23 protein-coding genes and 1 tRNA gene are annotated in these 22,217 nt (G+C 35.8%); 11 read left to right on the top strand and 13 right to left on the bottom strand.

Annotated features, from left to right (window positions below):
* Nucleotides 1-47: 47 nt before the first annotated feature.
* Both A0F92_RS14885 and A0F92_RS14880 read right to left on the bottom strand, forming a co-directional pair.
* Entirely contained in the window at nucleotides 48-1,193 is a 1,146-nt protein-coding gene (locus A0F92_RS14885) for a glycosyltransferase family 9 protein (protein ID WP_167517131.1), read from the bottom strand.
* Between the two features lie 28 nt (nucleotides 1,194-1,221).
* Complete coding sequence (locus A0F92_RS14880; protein ID WP_068248038.1) at nucleotides 1,222-2,706, bottom strand: polysaccharide biosynthesis C-terminal domain-containing protein; 1,485 nt, start codon at nucleotides 2,704-2,706, stop codon at nucleotides 1,222-1,224.
* A 45-nt stretch (nucleotides 2,707-2,751) separates the two neighbouring features.
* Between A0F92_RS14880 and A0F92_RS14875 the strand changes: the two genes are divergently transcribed.
* Nucleotides 2,752-3,561: a class I SAM-dependent methyltransferase gene (locus A0F92_RS14875; protein WP_167517130.1), complete on the top strand. Its 810-nt coding sequence runs from the start codon at nucleotides 2,752-2,754 to the stop codon at nucleotides 3,559-3,561.
* A gap of 13 nt (nucleotides 3,562-3,574) precedes the next feature.
* A complete protein-coding gene (locus A0F92_RS14870) occupies nucleotides 3,575-4,561 on the top strand; it encodes a glycosyltransferase family protein (RefSeq protein ID WP_068248035.1) in 987 nt (328 codons plus the stop codon).
* Here A0F92_RS14870 and A0F92_RS14865 read toward each other — a convergent pair.
* From A0F92_RS14865 to A0F92_RS14850, 4 genes are read right to left on the bottom strand one after another with little or no spacing between them, the layout of a single operon-like run.
* On the bottom strand, nucleotides 4,558-5,148 hold the full coding sequence (locus tag A0F92_RS14865; RefSeq protein ID WP_068248033.1) for a class I SAM-dependent methyltransferase: 591 nt from the start codon (nucleotides 5,146-5,148) through the stop codon (nucleotides 4,558-4,560). The two genes, A0F92_RS14870 and A0F92_RS14865, sit on opposite strands and share 4 nt — an antisense overlap.
* Before the next feature lie 2 nt (nucleotides 5,149-5,150).
* Nucleotides 5,151-6,068 (bottom strand): glycosyltransferase, encoded by a 918-nt coding sequence (locus tag A0F92_RS14860; protein WP_167517129.1) that lies wholly within the window; start codon nucleotides 6,066-6,068, stop codon nucleotides 5,151-5,153.
* Entirely contained in the window at nucleotides 6,052-7,182 is a 1,131-nt protein-coding gene (locus tag A0F92_RS14855; RefSeq protein WP_068248030.1) for a glycosyltransferase family 4 protein, read from the bottom strand. Before A0F92_RS14855 ends, A0F92_RS14860 begins: the two co-directional genes overlap by 17 nt.
* A gap of 2 nt (nucleotides 7,183-7,184) precedes the next feature.
* Nucleotides 7,185-9,680: a YfhO family protein gene (locus A0F92_RS14850; protein WP_068248027.1), complete on the bottom strand. Its 2,496-nt coding sequence runs from the start codon at nucleotides 9,678-9,680 to the stop codon at nucleotides 7,185-7,187.
* Between the two features lie 217 nt (nucleotides 9,681-9,897).
* Between A0F92_RS14850 and A0F92_RS14845 the strand changes: the two genes are divergently transcribed.
* The gene (locus tag A0F92_RS14845; RefSeq protein ID WP_068248024.1) at nucleotides 9,898-10,182 is read left to right on the top strand and encodes a hypothetical protein; all 285 of its coding nucleotides are present in this window, start codon (nucleotides 9,898-9,900) and stop codon (nucleotides 10,180-10,182) included.
* A 38-nt stretch (nucleotides 10,183-10,220) separates the two neighbouring features.
* Here the strand turns inward: A0F92_RS14845 and A0F92_RS14840 are convergent, their stop codons facing one another.
* From A0F92_RS14840 to A0F92_RS14830, 3 genes are read right to left on the bottom strand one after another with little or no spacing between them, the layout of a single operon-like run.
* Entirely contained in the window at nucleotides 10,221-10,721 is a 501-nt protein-coding gene (locus tag A0F92_RS14840; protein ID WP_253810520.1) for an NUDIX domain-containing protein, read from the bottom strand.
* 6 nt (nucleotides 10,722-10,727) lie between these two features.
* The gene (gene dapF, locus A0F92_RS14835) at nucleotides 10,728-11,510 is read right to left on the bottom strand and encodes a diaminopimelate epimerase (RefSeq protein ID WP_068248021.1); all 783 of its coding nucleotides are present in this window, start codon (nucleotides 11,508-11,510) and stop codon (nucleotides 10,728-10,730) included.
* A gap of 3 nt (nucleotides 11,511-11,513) precedes the next feature.
* Nucleotides 11,514-12,386, bottom strand: a complete 873-nt coding sequence (locus A0F92_RS14830; RefSeq protein ID WP_068248018.1) for a nucleoside phosphorylase — start codon at nucleotides 12,384-12,386, stop codon at nucleotides 11,514-11,516.
* 70 nt (nucleotides 12,387-12,456) lie between these two features.
* On the opposite strand from A0F92_RS14830, the gene A0F92_RS14825 reads away from it, so the two are divergent.
* Both A0F92_RS14825 and A0F92_RS14820 read left to right on the top strand, forming a co-directional pair.
* A tRNA-Cys gene (locus A0F92_RS14825) sits at nucleotides 12,457-12,527 on the top strand.
* A gap of 43 nt (nucleotides 12,528-12,570) precedes the next feature.
* Nucleotides 12,571-12,975 (top strand): hypothetical protein, encoded by a 405-nt coding sequence (locus tag A0F92_RS14820; protein ID WP_068248015.1) that lies wholly within the window; start codon nucleotides 12,571-12,573, stop codon nucleotides 12,973-12,975.
* Nucleotides 12,976-12,987: 12 nt separating this feature from the next.
* Here A0F92_RS14820 and A0F92_RS14815 read toward each other — a convergent pair whose 3' ends face one another.
* On the bottom strand, nucleotides 12,988-13,695 hold the full coding sequence (locus tag A0F92_RS14815) for a VIT1/CCC1 transporter family protein (protein ID WP_068248008.1): 708 nt from the start codon (nucleotides 13,693-13,695) through the stop codon (nucleotides 12,988-12,990).
* 28 nt (nucleotides 13,696-13,723) lie between these two features.
* The gene (gene rocD, locus A0F92_RS14810) at nucleotides 13,724-14,956 is read right to left on the bottom strand and encodes an ornithine--oxo-acid transaminase (RefSeq protein WP_068248005.1); all 1,233 of its coding nucleotides are present in this window, start codon (nucleotides 14,954-14,956) and stop codon (nucleotides 13,724-13,726) included.
* A gap of 436 nt (nucleotides 14,957-15,392) precedes the next feature.
* Between rocD and rpmB the strand changes: the two genes are divergently transcribed.
* The 4 genes from rpmB to ftsY all read left to right on the top strand — a co-directional run bounded on the left by rpmB (nucleotide 15,393) and on the right by ftsY (nucleotide 17,176).
* Nucleotides 15,393-15,629 (top strand): 50S ribosomal protein L28, encoded by a 237-nt coding sequence (gene rpmB / locus A0F92_RS14805; protein WP_068248283.1) that lies wholly within the window; start codon nucleotides 15,393-15,395, stop codon nucleotides 15,627-15,629.
* Between the two features lie 25 nt (nucleotides 15,630-15,654).
* Nucleotides 15,655-15,837 carry a 50S ribosomal protein L33 gene (gene rpmG / locus A0F92_RS14800; RefSeq protein ID WP_068248002.1) on the top strand — a complete coding sequence of 61 codons (183 nt, stop codon included), beginning with the start codon at nucleotides 15,655-15,657 and terminating at the stop codon, nucleotides 15,835-15,837.
* A 2-nt stretch (nucleotides 15,838-15,839) separates the two neighbouring features.
* Complete coding sequence (locus A0F92_RS15720; RefSeq protein WP_074417709.1) at nucleotides 15,840-16,010, top strand: DUF4295 family protein; 171 nt, start codon at nucleotides 15,840-15,842, stop codon at nucleotides 16,008-16,010.
* Nucleotides 16,011-16,213: 203 nt separating this feature from the next.
* Nucleotides 16,214-17,176: a signal recognition particle-docking protein FtsY gene (gene ftsY, locus A0F92_RS14795; protein WP_068247999.1), complete on the top strand. Its 963-nt coding sequence runs from the start codon at nucleotides 16,214-16,216 to the stop codon at nucleotides 17,174-17,176.
* Between the two features lie 87 nt (nucleotides 17,177-17,263).
* On the opposite strand, the gene A0F92_RS14790 is transcribed toward ftsY, so the two are convergent.
* Nucleotides 17,264-17,746, bottom strand: coding sequence for a hypothetical protein (locus A0F92_RS14790; RefSeq protein WP_068248280.1), 483 nt, complete (start codon nucleotides 17,744-17,746; stop codon nucleotides 17,264-17,266).
* Between the two features lie 103 nt (nucleotides 17,747-17,849).
* Here A0F92_RS14790 and A0F92_RS14785 point away from each other — a divergent pair, with 103 nt between their 5' ends.
* Both A0F92_RS14785 and A0F92_RS14780 read left to right on the top strand, forming a co-directional pair.
* A complete protein-coding gene (locus A0F92_RS14785; RefSeq protein WP_068247996.1) occupies nucleotides 17,850-18,815 on the top strand; it encodes a polyprenyl synthetase family protein in 966 nt (321 codons plus the stop codon).
* A 42-nt stretch (nucleotides 18,816-18,857) separates the two neighbouring features.
* Entirely contained in the window at nucleotides 18,858-20,546 is a 1,689-nt protein-coding gene (locus A0F92_RS14780) for an amino acid permease (RefSeq protein WP_068247993.1), read from the top strand.
* Here A0F92_RS14780 and A0F92_RS14775 read toward each other — a convergent pair whose 3' ends face one another.
* A complete protein-coding gene (locus A0F92_RS14775) occupies nucleotides 20,547-22,217 on the bottom strand; it encodes a M1 family metallopeptidase (protein ID WP_068247987.1) in 1,671 nt (556 codons plus the stop codon). It lies immediately after the preceding gene.

The raw sequence follows: 22,217 nt of genomic DNA, 5'->3' as shown, positions 1-22,217 counted from the left end.
AAAAATATATTATTTATATTTGGTTGGTTTCAAAATAAATTAAGTTGCTATAAATATTTTTTTATAGTTGTAATCATTTTTAATACCGTAACACTGGCATACGGAATGTTTACCACATATTCGTATTTCAATAAATCATTTTCATTTCCTTTCGCCACTGCGTCATCAATTATATCCGGATAAACGGCAATAATATTATTGGCAATTTCTTTTGGATAAGGTGCAAACCGGCCATATTGTGAACCGTTAAAAATTCCAAATACCGTGCAATTTACTAAAGCCGCTAAATGAATGGAGCCGGTATCTACTGACAATAAACATTTGGCTTGTTTCAATACCAGCAATAAATCGGGCAGAGTGGTTTTATTTGTTAAATTTTTTACCGGATGTTGGTATTCTTCTATAAATGCTTTGCAATAAGGTTGGTCTGCCCTTGAACCGCAAACAACGGCCACCCATTTGTATTTTTCGTATAGATAATTACTTACTTCAACAAAATTTTCAGTAGGCCATATACGCTGTGCGCTTCTGGAACCGGGAAAAACTACAAAATAGTCATGGTATAATTTAGAAGGAATTTCAGAATGAATGGATTCTACCGGAAATTCAGGTTTTGTAATTTTACTTTTTTGTTGGGTAACAAATTCAGTAAATGCTTTGTTTCTGTAAAATTCAAAAACAGGCTTTTGCATTTCTGGCATTAATTGCCGATATAGTTTAAAATCGTATAATCTTTCATAGCCAGCATAATTTTCTTTATTGCGGTACATGCCAATGGTTAGTCGGGCTTTTGCAGCTTTTACAATACTGTCATCAATTCTTTTTGAACGGGAATAAATAGGATTGATCACCATATCATATCCTGCCAGATAAATATTGCGTAAAAACCGGTACCGATAATACATATTGGTTTTAAAAGCATGCTTATGCAACCAAATAGCTTTCGCGAAATAATTTTTTCCTTTTAAATTAAACAAGGTTCTAACGGAAGTATTGCCCACAAATTCAATCGTATAATCCTTCAACAAATTACTTTGTATCAATTCGGGAATAAATGATTGCCACAAAACATAATCGCCAATTTCATCGGTACGAACAATCAACGCTTGGGGGATATTTGATTTTTTTCGTTTGCCGGTTATGGCAAGCAATAAAACAAAATCATACACCAATCCTTTTAAAAAATTAAGCATGGCAATCAAAGTATTTTAGCGTGATGCATTATTTTTTTCGAAACCATTTTTCAAATAATTGCATAGCATCCGGTGTTAAATTCATGATAAAGATACCAACTAAGAAAATAATAGAAAACAATGCGGAACGAAGTATAATTCCTGTCCAGCCATTAATGGGATGAAACAGTAAATAACTTACCATAAATGCACCAACACCCAATACGATGGCTAAAATGGTTTTGCTGTTAAAAGGTTGCATGTTAAATTTTCTTCTTAAAAATTCAAAACGTATAAAATTGTAAATCAGGTAGGAAGTCAGTTCACCAACTGCCGAGCCAATAATACCATAATGTTTAATTAAAAACCAGGTTAAGGGCAAACGTAAGGTCAATAAAATTACCCCACTATTAAAATCAAACTTCCAGAAAGTAGAAGTATTAATTACTACATTATTAACACCCGTACCTGCATCTACAATTCTGGCCATACCCAAAATAAACAAAACACCCAGGCCTGATTTGTATTTATCCTGCACATGCAACACCTCCATGCCCTGTGCCACATTCAGCCAAATGTTACCAAATATAAAAAGGGCTAACAACAATAAATTGATACAGGAACGAACATAAATTCGGTTAATTTCTTTAAAATCTTTATCCTTCCAGGCTTTGGATAAATAACCGGTTGCTATTGCCTGAATGCTGCGTTGCGGTACCTGCACCAAATTGGCTGCATATTGCGATAACCCAAAAATACCCACCGATACCAGATCTTGAAAATGCGCAATAAAAACACTATCAATGGTTGCAGCAATGGAGCTAATGAGGGTGCCTCCAAAAATAAATGCCTGCATACCCATCATTTTTTTCCAAAATTTTTTGGTTACCCGGCTCATTTGCAAGGGCAAATACAATTGTTTTATTTTTCGCAGATACAGTACCAGCACCACAAAAATAAACGCATATAAAAAAGTAAATAACCAAACAAAAGTTTCGAAACGGATGATTTTAAAATAAAACAGTAAAATGAACACAGTGGTAACCATGCGCATGACCGTTTCTTTCAAAAAATTAGCAATAATGGTTTGATGAATGGCCCAGCAATACGCTTCTAATACCGAAAATAATAACATGCCCAATGCAAAGGGAAACATGAAATAATAAAAATCTACAATTAAAGGCGATTTTTGCTGATAGGCATGTACAATAACCGGCTGAAAATAAAAACCTACAATCAATAAAATAAAAAATCCGGCCAATGCAGTACCCATTGCCCAGGTAACAATATCTATTTTTTGTGCCGGAAGATTGTCTTTGTAATAAGGATAAAATTTATAAATAACCGGAATGATACCTAAGCTGGAAAAAATGTACATGTTTTGCCCAAAATCAAAAAATATGCGCGTTAAGCCAAACTGTTCGGGGGTAAATGAACCATTGGTTACATAAAAATAGGTATTCAGTGCACCTACTAAAAAACCAATGTACACTAAAAAGCTTGAAATAATGGTTTGATGCCGGATACTACCCATAATGATGGCTACCAATTAATGAATGCAACATAATGCGTCAAATTTATGTATTCAAAATTCAAAGATGGCGAAATAGTGGGAATATATTTATACAAAACGGTTTATCTTGCTGCCGTTACTTTATTATTATGGATTATGGTTTCAAATGATTTTAACCCCACATTCCGTCATCCTTTGTATTGTATACGAAAAGGATTATACAATAAAATTAGATTGTATAGTACAGAATTGAATGGGCATTTATTAGATTTTGGTTGTGGCGCAAAACCTTACCAGTCATTATTTAACCATGTTGAAACCTACACCGGGGTAGATTATAATAGTGACGGGCATACACATCAAAATGAATCAATTGATTTTTTTTATGATGGAAAAACGCTTCCATTTGAAAAGCATCAGTTTGATAGCTTATTCAGTTCTGAGGTGTTTGAGCATGTTTTTAATTTAGAAGCTATTTTACCTGAACTCAATCGTGTGCTAAAGCCCGGTAGTAAAATGCTAATAACCTGTCCATTTGCATGGGAAGAACATGAAATTCCGGTAGATTATGCCCGATATACCCAATTTGCGCTTCGGGCACTATTAGAAAAAAATGGATTCAAAATAATCATCATCGATAAAAACGGCCACGCTTTATCTACCATTCACCAAATGTTGATGGTGTATTTACACGACGATTGGTTAAATAGAGTTTATGTAGTTTCCCGATTTAAATTGTTTAAAAAAATAGTACGACAAATACTGGTGCCTTTTTTAAATCTATTATTTATTTGCACTGAACCCATTTGGCCAAAAAACCAACGGTTATATTTAAATACGATTATTGTAGCTGAAAAAATCAGCGATAGCATGTAAATATGATATATTAATGATGCCTTCTCAAAAAAAAATAGCTTATACGGTATGTTCCGCTAATCATTTGGCTTATGCTAAAACAATGGCCGACAGTTTATTGTCAGTTGCTCCTGAATATACCGTTATCATTGGCTTGGTAGATAGAAATAGTGGCCGGTTTTCAGTTGCTGAATTTTTACCTCATCAATTAATTGAAGTAGAACAACTGGCTATTCCTGCTTTTAAAAGCATGAGTACACAATACACTTTAATTGAGTTGAATTGTGCCATTAAACCTTTTTTGGCTCAATATATTTTGGCGAAAGAACAGCCTGATATTTTATTATATATTGATGCAGATATTTTTTTCTATCATCCCATTACTTCAATTGAAGCTATTTTGAAACAAAATTCCATTGCTATTACTCCCCATTTTTTTACACCCATTAACGATGATGCCTTGCCGATGGAACGGGATGTATTGCGTTCGGGAATTTACAATGCCGGATTTATTGCAATGAAAAACAACAGCATTACGCAGGCTTTTTTACAATGGTGGGCAGAGCGATTAACCCATCAGTGTTATTACAATTTTGCAGAAGGTATGGCTGTTGACCAGAACTGGCTAAACCTGATACCATTGTTTTTTGAACAGGTTGCTATTGTGCAACAAAAGGGTTGCAATGTGGCTTATTGGAATTTACATGAAAGAAACCTGTCAGTTCATGATAACATAGTTTGGGTAAATGAAACCGAACCACTTATTTTTTTACATATTAGTGGCTATAAATTCGAAAATCCCGATACGCTTTCGAAACACCAAACCCGCTTTCAATTAAATAACTTACCTGTTCTTCGTAATTTGTTAGCTGAATATAGAAACCAGGTACACCAAAACGGCTATGCACAATATATTCAAATGCCTTGTTATTTTGCTAAACCTGTTAAAAAATCAACAGGCATCATGGCATTCATTAATAAAATATTACAACCATTGCGCATTAAAATTACGAACGCTTAAAGTTTGTGTATTTGCAGTACCATTACCACATTGTAATCAATTTCGCAATTACTGCTGAATAATAATTTAGTTTGAATATTGGGAATACGTTTTAATTGTTGCAGCATAAATTCTAATCCCATGTCTTTATGTACATGATAGGGGTTGAGTGGCTGACCAATTCGGTTACAAATAGCTTCATATTTTTCCTGATTGGGAAATACCAAAATCAGGTTGCCGCCATTTTTAAGTATACGAATAAATTTTTGAAGCACCTGTGCTGTATCGGGTACATCTTCAATTAAGTGGCTGCTGTACACATAATCATAGGTATTGTCGGAAACAGGTATTTCATCTTTAATAACATCGCAAGGAATATCCACCTTGTCTTTACCGGCATGTGCATATGGTTGCGGATAATCAATGCCATCGCAATCTACTTTTTTTACTTTATCGCCTCCAAAGCCAATATCGCATCCTTTACCAACACAGTAGGGCAGTACCCAATGGCGCACTTTTGCAGTTTCTGACGGGTGTTGAAATTGTATGCCAAACCATCTGCTTAAAGTGCCTTTTATTTTTCGGTTAACGAAAGTTTCAAAATTCATGATTATTGATTTAGTAATCCTTTTAATGCATCTATTCTGAATTGGATAACGGGCCATGCCTTTGCGGGATTTCCCTGCAATGTATATTGAATGGCTAAAATAACGGCTGCACCCAACTTAAAACAATATTCTATTAGTTTTTTAACATAAGCCCAACGATTAATGGCTAATACTCTTCTTCGCTCCCCACGGCCAATTCCACTGGCCACCCGATACATATACTCTTTTGTTAACTTTTTAACTTCAACTACATGATATACCATAATTTCGGGATGGTAATATATCTTTTTCCCGATGGCTTGTAACCGATAAAAGAAATCTTTACCCTCACCACCAATACGTAAGGTACCCACCACACCGGGCAGGTTTTCATTAAAACCGCCTATAACTTTAAAATCTTCTGTTTTAATAATCATATTCGATTCTAAAGGATACTTACCGGGTTGAAATACACAAACTTCTTTGCTGTAATCAAAATTTCCAACCAATGATGAAACATAATAACTCATCCATTTGGGTTCTTCCGGAATATATTTGGGAATAATTCTACCACCCAGGCCACCTGCATCGGGATGTGTTGCAAAAAAATCAATAATTTTTGCTAAGTAATCAGGTACAGCAATTGCATCATCATCCATAAAACACAATAAACTGCCTTTAGCTACAGCAGCACCCGTGTTTCGGGCAAATGAAGCACCTTGCTGCGGTTCATTTAAAAAATAAAAAGCATATTGCGAATGGTCAGCAATAAATTTTTTACAAATCTGCTCAGTATTATCGGTTGAATTGTTATTCACCACAATTACTTCAAAAGCATTTTTGTTGAAAGTTTGTTGCACCAAACTTTCTAATGCTGCAGCTATATAAGTAGCACGGTTATAAGTACAAATTACTACCGATATTTTAATGTTTTGTTCCATGTAAGTTTTCTAAAACAGCATGTGTCTGTTTTGCAATATTACCCCAATAAAATTCATGATAAAAGGAATTGGGAATATTATCTATTGAATTGTTGAATTGTAAAATCTTTTCTGCAAATGCAACCGGATTATAATCGGGTATCAATATCAATTTTGATTGTGCTATCTTTTGAGGAATACCTCTGGCTCCGTTATGTGTTGTAATAACCGTTGTATTTTGTGCCAAAGCTTCTACCAATTTAGTTTTAATACCGGTACCCATTGAGCCGGGTTGAATCAATGCATCTACTCCTGCATTGATGGCAGCTATATTTTCAACAAATCCCAGAAAGTGAATTTCCGGATATTGTGTTAATTTTTGCAGCCATTCCTCAGGCAACATTTTACCACAGATGATGAGACTAAAATTAAATTTATTTTTTCTTAATATCGGTATAATACTACCCGTAATTTCTGTTAAAACTTCAACATTTGGCGCATAGTTTAATGTTCCGTTGAAAAGTAGTAAACAGGCAGATGCAGGAAGATTCACTTGTTGTATTAATTGGCTTCTTGCTGCCTGCTTTTCAGCAGCAGTAGGCGATGACTGCACATCAGTGCCATAACGAATAATTGTTACTTTAGATGGATTTATGTTCCATTGTTTCACGGCATAAGCTGCATCTTCTTCACATTTAAAAAAATTATGGCTACACCTTTGATGCGCCCATTTTTCATATAGTTCATATATTTTCCAATATTTACGCTTTTGTATGTTAAACCTTTCTGCTTCAATATTGTGTGAATGAATAATGAAAGGCTTTTTTGTTAATACATGCAATAAATAACCATACCAGCCCCAATAGGAATGTTCTATAACGATTACATCAATATTTTCTCTGCGAATCAGTTTTATAACAAAAAACAGTTTTAAAATATTCAGTATTCCTTTGCCCTGCGGAAATAAGCAATTGTACTTTTTGGGAAAGGGTATATCTGATAGTTGATTGTTTTTTGCTGCAACGATGATAACATTATCCTGTTTTGCAAGGTATTCATAAAACTGAGCAATACCTTTCTGGCCGCCCATTTGGGCGGGAAACACTTTATAGGAAATCAATGCTAAAACATTCATACTCAGGCAACATCTTTATCTTTATGTTTGCCCTGTTTGAATGAACTTGCAATGGCACCTATTAAGAGCAACCATACCAAAGCAGATGCACCAATGGCAATTTTAGTACTATTGTAATAAGATGCAGGTTTAAACTCAAACACAATATCATGTTTCCCTGCAGGAATGGAGAGGCCTCTTAATACATAATTGGTTTGTATAATAGGTGTTTCTTTCCCATCAATATAAGCTTTCCATCCACGATTATAATATATTTCACTAAACACTGCAAATCCATTAGTGTTACTGTTAGAAGTATAATGAATGATATCATTATCATTTTTTACTAAGTGAATAGTTGCAGTAGAATCGGCTGTGCCTGTATAAGTTACCAATGATTGATCAGCAGTAGCTACAATGGCGGTATCTTTTGGTGTAAAATGATCTAAAGCTTTCATCACAGCTGCTGGCCCGTTTACAAATTGTACAGTTTTTACAAACCAACAGGGCCCCAGTGCATTGGGGTTAAGTTGCACTTCCGGTTTATTGGTTGCAGGATTGTTAACGATAATATATTTTGTATTCAGCATATTCAACACCTGCATATTCATGGGTTGCTTGCGTAGTTGGAAGTTCAGCAAATCTTCCACAATACTTAGTTTGGCAGGATGATAACCACCTACAGAATGAAAATGATAGGAGGTAAGTGCATCATTAAAAACATCCTGCGTTAAATTAAGCACCCGGTAATAAGAAGTATCCTTCATTATTTGCAAATCAGCAGCTGTGGGTTTAAAATAGGTGTCATCAATGGTTTCTTCATCCTGAAAATTTTTATCATTGAAGTAACGCCTGTCTATATTAATGTTATCCGCTGCAATTAAAACAACAAAGGCGGCAATGGCATAAGTTGTTTTCAATTTATTTTTCAGGTAGAAGAATATACTTCCCGCAGCCAGTATTACAAAAATGATGGAACGTATTAAATCGGCTGCAAACAAACTTCTTCTGTCGGCTATCAGTGCATTGTAAATGCTGTTTGATTCAATGGCATTACCCTGGGTAAGCTGGTTGAAATAGGTTTTTAAATTTACATCCGAAGGTGCAGCATAATCAAAACTAAAATACAATAGAATGGCCAATACAAAGAAGGCTCCGGTAATAATAAGTGTTTTCTTTAATGCAAAAAGAGCAATCAATTTATCTTTTGTATCGAAAAATAATTGTTGCAATACCATTACAGCTACCAGTGGAAAAGTGAACTGAGGAATCACCAGCGTCATGGTTGGCACCCTGAATTTATTGTAGAGTGGAAGATGGTTGAATAAAAATTCATTGAAGAACATTAAGTTTTTTCCCCAGCTCATCAGCAAGGCAGCTACCGTTAGTGCAAGAATCCACCATTTATGTGGTGTTTTTAAATATACCATTCCAAAAATAAATAATAAGCAAAGCACTGCGCCCAAATACACGGGGCCACTGGTAAAAGGCTGGCTGCCCCAGTAGGAAGGCATGCTTTCTGCAAACTGTGCAGCCTGGTCATCTGGCACGCCTTTTTGTTGTAAAATTTTTGCAATGTGTGAATCGTCGTTTAACTCACCATTAGATGCACCGCCATATACATCGGGTATTAAAAGGGTAAAACTTTCGGCACGGCCATAGCTCCAGTTAAATGCATAATCAATGGGTAATCCGGAATTTTTTCTGGTAGTATTGGCATGGTTGGTGGTATCTAAATTCAAGGTGCCATTGCGCATGGTAGCTTTAGAATAATCGTTGGTGGTGGCCAAACCTACCAAATTGCAGGTTGCACCAATACCTCCGGCTATCAATGTTAAAACCAGCGCTTTTACAAGATGTTGATAATCTTTTGCTTTGAGCCATTGAATGATAAATCCAATGGTCATAAATCCGGCAATAATAATAAAATAATAGGCTATTTGTAAATGATTTTGTGCAATCAGTAAAGCACTGAACAAAGCTGTAAGCGCAGTACCCCACCAATATTTTTTTTGATAAATTAGCCAGATTGCACCAATTAATGCGGGTACATAACCTAATGCCAACATTTGTGTATCATGCCCTGCGGCAACAATAATGGCTGAAAAAGAGGCATAAGCATAACCAATACTTCCGCCAATGCCTATCCACGGATTGATGCGTAGCACCTGGCTCAGGAAATAAAACGAAATGCACAATAAAAAGAAAAAACCAATGGGTTTGGGTAAAAACAACATGAAAAGCGGATGTGCATATACTACAGAAACCGGATTGGCTGCTGTGAGAATAATTTGATAAGCCGGCATTCCTCCAAAAAGGTTGTTACTCCACAAAGGGTATTTGCCGTGGGTATCTTTATATTGAATTAAATCCTGTGCCATGCCTCTCCAGTGAATTACATCGCTTTGCTGCAATACTTTTCCTTCTAAAGTGGGTTTGGCAAACAGAACCGCAATAATTACAAAAATTACAATTGCTATTACATGAGGCAATAGCTGTTTCAAATGAACATTTTTCATGTGTTTCTATTTTTTTTTGGTACCTGCAACTGCCTGAATTATTTTTCAGTAAATAAGCCTTTCCGCTCATTGCTATTGCATTTATACTATTTACTTGCTGCCATTTTAAACTTTCTATCATTCTTATTTCAACTAAAAATAGATGGATGGAAAGTTAGTGCAGCATCAACTATTTTTATGAAAAGCAAATTAATGCTATTTTGAACGAAATTTTAATATGCAGAATATTTTATTCTTAAACAGGGTTGCACTGATCGGTAATTTGGCTTTTATAACAACCGTTGTGATGCGTTTTAGAGGAGATATTTTTCGCAATGAAATGGTAAGCAGTTATTTTATTACAGCTGGTTATGCCGTAATTGCCCTCAATTCAATTTTATTCATTGCCTTTCTTTTAAAAAAGAACCGATTTTTTTTTCAATCTGTTCCCGGTTGGTTGATGATAGGCAACTTTATTTTTTACTTAACAGAACTATTGTTCTTTTTTGTTACCATCATTTAAGAAATATTGCATTTAATCGTTTCACTATAAAGATGGTATTATTGGTTTAATAATAATTGCACTACTACTTTATCGATTGGTAAATGAACAGAATCAGTTGATAATTCAGATATGGGTAACCAGCGCAATACTTCATACTGGCCATTTACATCTGCAATTTGTTCCGGCGTAAACTGAAAGGGTGTTGTTCCGGTTTTTAATTGTGCGATAGCAGATTCCGGAGCTGATACTTTGTAATAAATTGAAATAATTTGGTCGATGGTGTTAAATGCTGAAATCTGAAAAAAATCGGTGGTGTAAAAATGTTCCTGAACAGTAATCTGCAATCCGGTTTCCTCTAAAAATTCGCGTTGTAAACATTCCCTTGTTCCTTCGCCCAATTCTAATCCGCCACCGGGAAATTTGGTAAAATAATTTCCCCTTATATATTCATCACTTACCAATAGGCGTTGGTGCCGGTCAATCAACAAACCGTACACCCGAATGGTAAATTTTTGTGGTTTGGGTAGTGTTTGATAAGCAATGGGCTGATGCATCATATTCATTTAAAATTGCAAGTATATTTCCCCTTTAAATACAAAAGTTGCCGGTCCGCAAAGCCAGATATTGGTAAATGTTTCGCCCAATTTATCAAATTCAACGGCTAATTTTCCGCCCAAAGTATTTACTTCAATTCTGTTAAACCCGGCTTCATTATGAGCAAATACCAATGCGGCAGCAGTAACGCCGGTTCCACAACTCAGGGTTTCATTTTCAACCCCTCTTTCATAAGTTCTAACGGTAATGGTATCTGCATCGGTTACTTCTACAAAATTTACATTGATGCCTTCTTTTTCAAAATCTTTGCTGAATCGAATGGCTCTGCCTTCTTTAAATACTTCATAATTGGCAATATCCGTTACTGTTTTAATATAATGTGGTGAGCCGGTATTTACCAAAAAATCGCCATAATAGCGTTCTATGGTATCTACATTCTTCATCAACAAATCTACCCATCCGTTTTTTTCGAAATGTGCTTCATGTGGGCCATCAATGGCTTTAAAATGATATTTTTCTTTTTTTAGGCCAATATCATACGCAAATTGTACTAAGCAACGGCCGCCATTTCCACACATGGTACTTTCTTTACCATCAGCATTATAGTACACCATTTCAAAGTCAAAATCTTTGTTATGGCTTAACAGCATTAATCCATCAGCTCCAATTCCAAATTTTCGGTTACATAAAAAATTAATTTGCTCTGTGGTTAATTGAATGGTACCATTTCTATTGTCAAGAATAATAAAATCGTTTCCGGTTCCCTGATACTTATAAAATGTTAACTGCATAATTTAAAGAGTGCTGATAATTGCTAATGCTTTTTTGATTAAATTTTCTACGGCCATTGCGCTATCTTTACTAAATTCTTTACGGATTCGGTTGGCTACAATAACATTTACGGATAAACAATGGTGACCTAATAATTTACCCAATCCATAAATTGCGCTGGTTTCCATTTCAAAATTACTGATTCGGTGCTGTCCGCAGCTAAAACTGCTAAAATTATCTACCAAACCGGGATTGGATAAACCCAAACGCAGTACACGACCCTGTGGGCCGTAAAAACCGGGACAGGTAACCGTAATGCCATGATGAAAGCCCTCTACAAAATGTTTCATGATGCTGATACTACCTGTAGCCAGATAGGGCTGAATATTTCCGGATAACTGGGTATGTTCTATAAAATGTTTTAAAATTTGTTGTTCCTCTTCATTGTTTACCTGACGATAATAATGCAACAAATTGTCTAAACCCAGCCCATGTGTGCCCACTACAAAACTATCTACCGAAATATCGGCCTGTAAAGCTCCGGAAGTACCTAAACGAATAATATTTAAAGAACTTAATTCCGGTTTAATGGTTCTGGTTTTAAAATCAATATTTTTCAAAGCGTCTAATTCATTCAGCACAATATCAATATTATCGGGCCCAATGCCGGTAGAAAGTACCGTTAATCTTTTTTTTCCGATAAAGCCGGTATGGGCAATAAATTCTCTGTGTTGCCTTTTTATTTCAATTGAATCGAAATGCCTGCTTACTTTTTCAACACGGTCCGGATCGCCTACAGTAATAACGGTATCTGCCAGTTCTTCCGGTCTTAGGTCAATGTGATAAACAGCGCCTCTGTTGTTGATAATTAATTCAGATGGTGCAATACTATTCATGTATTTTTTTTGAAGTTGCAAAATTAGAATTTTGTATTTAGTTACGATGCTTTATTTTCGCAGCCCGAATGGTCCTGTGGCCGAGTGGCTAGGCAGAGCTCTGCAAAAGCTTGTACAGCGGTTCGAATCCGCTCGGGACCTCTCATCAAACAAAGGATTACAACAGTAATCCTTTCTTTTCTTTATGAAGTATGCACAAACTATTGGAATTATGGCGGCCATATTGATGGTAGCTGTGTGTTTTTTGCCCTGGATTTACATTCCATCCTTACAACTAACCATTAGTGGTGTACATGGAACAGTGAATGAACAATTTACTTTTGGAAAGCAAATTCTGGCACAGAGTTTTTTTTCTGTATTGCTGATTGCATTTTTTGCATTGCCAAAAGTTTGGGCAAAACGAACCAATTTATTTGTAGGCTTTATAAATATGGCATGGGCCATTAAAAACTTTACCTTGTTTTCATTATGCCGAGCAGGCGAATGCCCAGAAGTAAAACCCGGCCTGTATATTACAGTGGGCTTAGCTGTAATTGTATTGCTGATGACTTTATTACCCAGATTAAAACTGCCTGTCGGATCAAAATAAATAACTGCAGTATCAACCATCAATTAATTTGGCAATGCCGAAGGCTGCGGCTGCAGCGGCGGCTCCAATCAGCATCACACGAAGACCTCCTGTCCACGGATTAATGCCGGTTATTTTACTTTTGAAATAACCGAAAATGTAAAGACAGATTAAAGTAACAATAACAGAAATTTTTAAACCATTGAGCGCATCGGTAACGAAGAAATAGGGGCTAAGGGGCACCAAGCCGCCCACTACATATGATAATCCGATATTAAAAGCACTTTTCCTTGCTCTTTTGGGATCTGGTTCTTCTAAACCAAGTTCATGCTTCATCATAAAATCAACCCATTTGTTTTTATCTTTTACAATTTCCTGCATGGCTTGCTCTTGCAACTGCTCACTTAAACCCCAATTTCTAAAAACCTCCCGTACTTCTTCTTTTTCTACTTCTACTTTGTTTTCAATTTCCCAAAATTCTTTCTTTTGTTCACTGTTATAATGGTCTACTTCCGTTTTTCCGGCTAAATAACCACCTAAACCCATAGCAATGGAGCCGGCTGCAATTTCTGCAATACCGGCAATCCATATTAAATTTACCTGATTGCCAACTGCACCACTTAAACCGGCAGCCAAAGCAAATGGAACGGTTAGTCCATCACTCATGCCAATTACAATATCCGTTAATAAATCTGAGCTTTGTAAATGCTCTTCTTTGTGGTGCAGGTGGTTTTGTATCATACTGTAAAATTACTTATAAACAAATGTTTTAATGAAATGATTGTAATGTTTTACGGATAATTTCAACCGCTTCCATAATTTGGGGCGCTGTAATGATGAGCGGTGGTGCAAAGCGAATTTTATCGCCATGTGTTGGTTTGGCCAATAAACCATTTTCTTTTAAAGCTAAGCAAATATCCCAGGCTGCATCCGGATTAGGGTGTTGTATTACGATGGCATTTAATAAGCCTTTGCCCCGAATGGTTTGTAGAAACTGATTTTTGAGTTTAGCCAATTCTTCCCGAAAAATAACACCCATTTTTTCTGCATTCTCCACCATTCCCTCATCTTTTAACACTTGTAATGAAGTAATGGCTACAGCACAGGCCAAAGGGTTACCGCCATAAGTGCTGCCATGTTCGCCGGGCTGTATGTTTAGCATGATTGCATCATCACATAACACTGCACTAACGGGCATGGTGCCACCACTTAAAGCTTTTCCTAAAATCAAAATATCGGGTTTTACATTTTCATGATCACAGGCCAGCATTTTTCCGGTTCTGGCTAAACCGGTCTGAATTTCATCGGCTATGAATAATACATTATATTCTGTACACAATGCACGAACCCCCTTTAAATAACCCTCATCCGGTACCACCACACCTGCTTCGCCCTGAATGGGTTCAACCATAAAGGCAGCTACATTTTTATCCTGAAAAGCTTTTTCTAAAGCAGCTAAATTATTGTAAGGCACCAATTCAAATCCGGGCATATAAGGCCCAAATCCTTTATAACTAGATGGATCGGTAGAAGAGGAGATGGCTGCCAGTGTTCTGCCCCAGAAATTACCTTCGGCAAAAATTATTTTCGCATTATTTTCAGGTATTCCTTTTTTGGCATAACCCCATCTGCGGGCTAATTTTACCGCTGTTTCCCCGCCTTCAACACCGGTATTCATAGGTAAAACCTTATCGTACCCAAAATATTCAGTGATGTATTTTTCATATTCGCCCAAAACATTGTTGTAAAATGCTCTGGAAGTAAGGGTAAGTTTTTGTGCCTGTTGCAATAGACTGTTAATAATTTTAGGATGACAGTGCCCTTGATTTACGGCTGAATAGCCGCTTAAAAAGTCGAAATAACGTTTTTGGTCAACATCGTATACAAATACACCTTCGCCTTTTTCTAAAACCACCGGTAAGGGATGATAGTTGTGTGCACCGTATTTTTCTTCTAATGAAAGATAGTATGCACTTTTATGGGATAATTGTTGCGTTAACATAAAATTCTTTTAAAATTTGAGGAAATCACATAAACCTGTTACATGGTAAAAAATACCAGAACAATAGCTTATAATAAATAACAATACGATTTGAGAATAATTTAAATAGAAGATTACCCCAAGGGATGATCTAAAAAATCGAGGTTATATTGCAGAAAGTGTTTCATGATTTATTGCTTGCAAGTTACGAATAATTGGTACAGCTCAAAAAAATTTAGTAAATTTCTCTGCAATATTTGTTTTGGTTCTCTGCAAAATTTTTACTGAAAGCGGATAGATTGAATGAAATGAGTAGTAATGTGTATAATTTAGCTTGATTATTACGGCAAAATCTATATTTCCACGGCGTGTGTATATTTTCTCTAAAAAAGATGTGATTAATATGGATTTTTCATTTGTGTTCCTTACCTTTGCCGTCCCGAAAAAAAATAGCATCATGGCAAGAGTATGTCAGGTTACAGGAAAAAAACCATTAACAGGTAACAGCGTTTCACATTCTAACATTAAAACAAAACGCCGTTTTCTGCCGAATTTACAAACAAAACGTTTCTTTTTTGCAGAAGAAGACCGTTGGGTTACTTTAAAAGTATCTTCAGATGCCATTCGTACCATTAATAAAAATGGTTTGGCCTCTGTTATTAAACAATTGAGAGCTGACGGAGTAAAAATTTAATTAAACCAGTAAATTACCCATTACAATGGCAAAGAAAGGTAATAGAGTACAAGTAATATTAGAGTGCACCGAGCATAAAACATCAGGAATGCCCGGCACCAGTCGTTACATCTCTGTAAAAAACAAAAAAAATACTCCTGAGAGACTGGAGCTGAAAAAGTACAACCCTATTTTGAAAAAAGTAACTGTTCATAAAGAAATCAAATAACCATGGCAAAAGCAGCAAAAACAGCGATTAAGACTAAAGACCAAAAAGCCGCCGCTGAAGCAAAGAACTGGACAAAAGTGATTAAACCCATCCGCAGCCCTAAAACCGGCGCTTATACATTTAAAGAAGCCATTGTGCACAAGGATAAGGTGAAAGATTTTTTGGCCAAATAGTTTGATAGCTATAATATAATTTATTGTAAAGCTTTCCTTTTAGGAAGGCTTTTTTGTTGTGCTGTCAGAAAACAATCAATACTTTTTTATAAAATACCATTGTACTATAGGTTATTGATTTCTTTTAATGCAATTGCACAAAAAAATGATTTTTAATCTTACTTTGTGCCTTTAAACATTTTTTCATATTTATTCTATTAACCATGGGATTTTTTGATAAATTATTTGGCAAGAAGGAAAAAGAAAGCTTAGATCAGGGATTGCAAAAAACCAAAGAAGGATTTTTGTCGAAAATTTCTAAAGCAATAGCAGGAAAAAGTACCATTGATGCATCTGTTTTAGACAATTTAGAAGAGGCATTAATTAGTGCCGATGTTGGCATTGATACTACACTTCAAATTATTGAACGAATTGAAGAAAGGGTTAAAAAAGAAAAATATGTGCATACATCTGAATTGAATCATTTGTTAAAGGATGAAATTCAGAATGTATTACAGGATGCTGATGAAACGTATAAAAATTTTGAAATTCCTGCCGATAAAAAGCCTTATGTAATTTTGGTAGTTGGAGTGAATGGGGTTGGTAAAACAACCACTATCGGAAAATTAGCACACAATTATACCAAAGCAGGTTATTCTGTTTTATTGGGGGCAGCCGATACATTCAGGGCAGCTGCTGTTGATCAGCTTACCATTTGGAGCGAAAGAGTAGGTGTTCCCATTGTAAAACAAGCCATGGGCAGCGATCCCGGTGCGGTAGCATTTGATGCGGTAAAAAGTGCAGTGGCAAAAGGGGTTGATATTGTGATGATTGATACAGCGGGAAGGTTGCATAATAAAACTCATTTAATGGATGAACTTTCAAAAATTAAGCGGGTTATTCAAAAAGTAATACCTACTGCACCCCATGAAGTAATGTTGGTTTTAGATGGCTCAACAGGACAAAATGCAGTAGAGCAAGCCAAACAATTTACCGCTGCAACTGAAGTGAGTGCAATCACCATTACTAAGTTAGATGGCACTGCAAAAGGTGGAGTAGTATTGGCCATTGCCAATCAATTTAAAATACCGGTAAAATTTATTGGTGTGGGTGAGCAGATAAATGATTTATTGGTATTTGATAAAAAAGAATTTGTAAATAGTCTTTTTACTTTGCAGGATGCATAGCCAATAGCATTCAGTAAACTTAAACTATAAAAAAAGTTTGAGATTAAAACGAACCCCAAACTTTTTGATTAAATGAATAAATTTAAGTTAAAAGGCATAACGAATACCCAGTCCGCCCCAGCCTCCTTCAAAATAAGAATACCCAACCAAATTAAATGAAGGCTGCCAGTCGAAACTAACGTTGATGGGAGCACCTTTAATTTTATAATCCAAACCCAAAACGCCATCAATACCAATGGCTACTGAATTATCACGGTATGGATAGTCTCTTATCCAGTTATCATTATATGAACCAATATGTGCGCCGGGACCAACATACCATTTTAAACCCGGTGCGCCATTAATATCACCATGTATTTCATACAAACCGGTTAATCTAAAACCATACTGCCAAAAATAACCCAATCCTTCAATAGCATTGTTGCCATTTACGAAATGTTTTACAGAAACAGCACCCGGATAAATTTTTAAACCTACTGCTGTTTGATAAGAACTGCTTAAATTTTGGGCTTCTGTTTTAGCAATACCCAGTGTTAAAGTAATCAGGCTCAGGATGAATATTTTTTTCATAAATAACATTTTAGCAAAATTATCAAAAAATCGTGCCAAAATTTTGTGCATAAAACTTTGATTCTTACAAGTTTATTTGAATTTTTTCCTGTTAGTTTGTGGTATGCATACATTTGAACAACTTACTGAACAATTTGGTAAATATTTTTCAGTGCATCATTTTCCAAAAACGCCTGAAACATTATATGAGCCCTGCCACTATTTTTTACAAATTGGCGGTAAAAGAATCAGGCCGGTTTTTTGCTTAATGGGTAACGAACTTTTTGGCGAAATTCATGAAGATGCATACCGTGTTGCTACGGCTATTGAACTGTTTCACAATTTTACTTTAGTGCATGATGATATTATGGATGAAGCAGATTTACGCCGAGGAATGACCACTGTACATGCTAAATATGGTAATAACACGGCTTTGCTGGCAGGTGATGTAATGGTAATTAAAGCCTACCAATATTTAGAGCATATTCAAAATGATTTTCTGAAACATATTTTGCATATTTTTAATAAAACAGCAGTTGAAGTTTGCGAGGGGCAACAATTAGATATGGATTATGCGCATGCAGCACACATTGAATTAACCGATTATTTAAAAATGATTGAATTAAAAACCTCTGTTTTGCTGGCGGCAAGTTTAGAAATGGGGGCCATTATTGGTGGTGCAAGCGAAGGCAGTTGTAAACATTTATATGCTTTTGGAAAAAATTTAGGTATCGCCTTTCAAATTCAGGATGACTATCTGGATGCTTTCGGGAATCCTGAAAAATTTGGCAAAGTGGTAGGTGGCGATATTAAACAAAATAAAAAAACTTTTTTATTGTTACATGCATTAGAAGTAGCATCACCTGCACAAAAAACAGCATTGATGCAACACATGCTGGGTAATGAACCTGATAAAGTTGAAAAAGTTTTAGCCATATTTAAAGATTGTAATGTGCACGAATGGGCCAATGCTTTAAAAGAACAATATTTAAATACAGCACTGCATCATTTAGAAGAAGTTGCTGTACAAAGTGTGCGCAAAAAACATTTAAAAGATGTTGCGGCTTTCCTCATACAAAGAGATTACTAATTTAATGCTTATCTTACCCTTTTTTATAAAACAGACGATTGCATGTCTACATTGTTTAGAAAAAAATCAATTGAAAAAATTGTTGCTGATTCAGAAGCAGGAATTACGGATGGTCATCAACATTCACTGAATAAGGTACTAACGGTTAAGGATTTAACATTTATGGGTATTGCTGCCATTATTGGTGCAGGTATCTTTTCAACAATAGGAACAGCAGCTTATAACGGTGGGCCCGGTATAGCATTTCTTTTTATTATTACTGCGGTTACCTGTGGCTTTAGTGCTTTATGTTATGCTGAATTTGCCAGTAGAGTACCCATTGCCGGAAGTGCATACACGTATGCCTATGTTAGTTTTGGTGAATTAGTTGCATGGATTATTGGTTGGGCACTTATTTTAGAATATGCCATTGGAAATATAGTTGTTGCCATTAGCTGGAGTGGCTATTTTAATAATTTATTGATGGGTTTGGGTATTCATTTACCCGGTTGGCTGTTAACAGATCCTTTCACAGCGGCTAAAGATTTTCAGGAAGCTACTATTTTAACAGCATCGCATCAACCTTTACCACAACATTTATTGTCTGCAACAGATACCTGGATGCAGGCTCCTGTTCTGTTTGGTAAACACCTGCTCATTAATCTTCCTGCATTTATCATTGTAGTGTTAATTACAACGTTGGCATATATAGGAATAAAAGAGAGTAAAAAATCAACCAATTTTATGGTTATTTTTAAAATCATCGTCATCCTATTTGTAATTGCACTCGGATTTTTTTATGTGAAAACAGATAACTGGGTGCCCTTTCTGCCAAATGGATTTGGTGGTGTGTTAGCAGGGGTATCTGCTGTTTTTTATGCCTATATTGGCTTTGATGCTATTTCTACCACTGCTGAAGAATGTAAAAATCCTCAACGCGATTTACCACGAGGGATGATTTATTCTTTAATTATTTGTACTGTACTCTATATTTTAATAGCATTGGTATTAACCGGTATGGTACATTATTCTGAACTGAAGGTAAATGACCCATTGGCATTTGTGTTTAGTAAAATCAACTTAAAATGGGTGAGTTATATTATTTCAATTAGTGCAGTAGTGGCAACTACAAGTGTAATGCTGGTTTTTCAGTTAGGTCAGCCGCGTATTTGGATGAGTATGAGCCGGGATGGCTTATTGCCCAAAAAGTTTTCTCAAATTCATCCAAAATTTCAAACACCGGCCTTTGCTACCATTATTACAGGATTATTGGTTTCTATCCCTTCATTATTTTTACCAAGTAGTTTAATGACCGATTTAACCAGTATTGGAACTTTGTTTGCCTTTGTGTTGGTTTGTTTTGGTGTATTGGTATTGCCACGAATGCAAAATACTACACAGGGCCGATTTAAATTACCTTACATCAATGGAAAGTATATTATCCCAATACTGTCCATGATATTTATTATCGGATTTCATGAACGCTTTACCGATGCATTTCAACATCTTAGCTCAGAAAGTTATCAGGAAATATTATTTATCGTTTTTGTTTCTATCACAGTAATTGTTTCCGTGTTAAGCTTTATCAGAAATTATTCAGTTATTCCTGTTTTAGGTGCATTATTTTGTTTGTATTTAATGATTGAAATTCCTGCCATTAGCTGGTTGTGGTTTTTTGTATGGATGGGTATTGGTTTATGCCTGTATTTCTTTTATGGAAGAAAACACAGTAAGTTAAGAACCGAAATTTAACTAATGCAGCAATTTCGTTTTTACATAATACAACCGCTCAATTAATGCTGAACGAAATAAGTTGGTCTGATTTTTTTGAATGGAGATTGTTTTCCAATTCGTTGTTGGATATATTTTAATATGTTCACCTGGTGGATTCCATAAACTCAATGGCAAATTGAATGTAGGCAAACAATTACTCCATCTGCAACGAACGGAATGATTTACCGAATCCACCTGATATTCCAAAACAGGTATATGCGTGGTTCGTAAATATTGATCGAAAACATATTGATAATTAAACCCTGCATGCTGATTGATGTAATTTTCAATTTGAGCCGAGGTAACCGTTTGATGGTAAAAAACTTTATTTAAACCGTGCAGTATTTTCCGAAATAGAACATCATTATGCACAGAGTGGCGAATAGAATGTATTAATGCACTGCCTTTATAATACATATCACTACTGCCTTCTTTGTTTACACCATAGGGGCCAATAATGGGTTTATCATTCAAAATATTTTTTCTGCTGCCTACATTATAATCGGTGCCTGCTTCTTTTCCGTAATAATATTCGGTAAACAATGTTTCGCTGTAATTGGTAAATCCTTCGTGTACCCACATATCGGCCACATCTTTGGTAGTAATATTATTTCCAAACCATTCGTGCCCGCTTTCGTGTACAATAATAAAATCCCAACGCAAGCCCCATCCCGTTCCACTTAAATCGCGCCCTAAATAACCGTTTTTAAAATGATTGCCGTAAGCTACAGCACTTTGGTGCTCCATACCTAAATGCGGCGCCTGTACCAACTGATACCCATCTTCATAAAATGGATAAGGCCCAAACCAATACTCAAATGCCCGTAACATTGGTTTTACCTGTTTAAATTGCTGCCAGGCAATACTGCTATCATAGTCCAAAACCCAATATTGAAGCGTTAATAATCCTTTTGCGCCCAACAGCGTATCTTGTTTGTTTACGTATTTGCCTATATAGGGAATAATGTCATAGTTATTAATAGGATTCACCACTTGCCAGGTATATATTTTCTTGTTGAACGAAGTGTTTCCTGAAAATATTAATCTACCATTACCTACTGCCATTAATGTATCCGGAGCAATGATAGTCAATGTGGCTCCGTTATCGGGTTCATCTCCCTGATAATCTTTACACGGATACCAAACACTGGCGCCCAAACCCTGACAGGCAACACTCATCCACGGCCTGTTCAATGAATCTTTCTTCCAAATCCATCCACCATCCCAGGGTGGACGAACGGCTTCCCGAGGCCGGCCATGATAATACACGGTAATTGAATCATGGAATCCCATACGATGCGGAACAGTATTTTTAATGAAAATTACATTATTGGTTCTTGTAAAATAAATAATGCGTTTGTGCTGTACAATACTGTCTACTTCCAAAGGCTGTTGTAAATCAATCTGCATGGTGGTAACCGGCTTTACTACAGCATATTGAATGGTAACTTTACCCTGAATGGTTTTCGTTTCAAAATTAGGATTCACTGAAATGGAATAATGTAAAACATTCCACCAGTTTCGTTGTGCATTATCACTGCCTCTTAATGTATCGGCATGAGTAAAATTATTTTTAGCTTGTAATAATTGCCCAAAACCCAATACCGGAAATACGATAATTAGCGTGGCTAATAAAAATTTATTGTACAT

Origin of the sequence: Hydrotalea flava, from assembly GCF_001623405.1 — a bacterium.
Taxonomy (GTDB): Bacteria; Bacteroidota; Bacteroidia; order Chitinophagales; family Chitinophagaceae; genus Hydrotalea; species Hydrotalea flava.
This window is presented reverse-complemented; position numbering and strand designations above follow the sequence as displayed.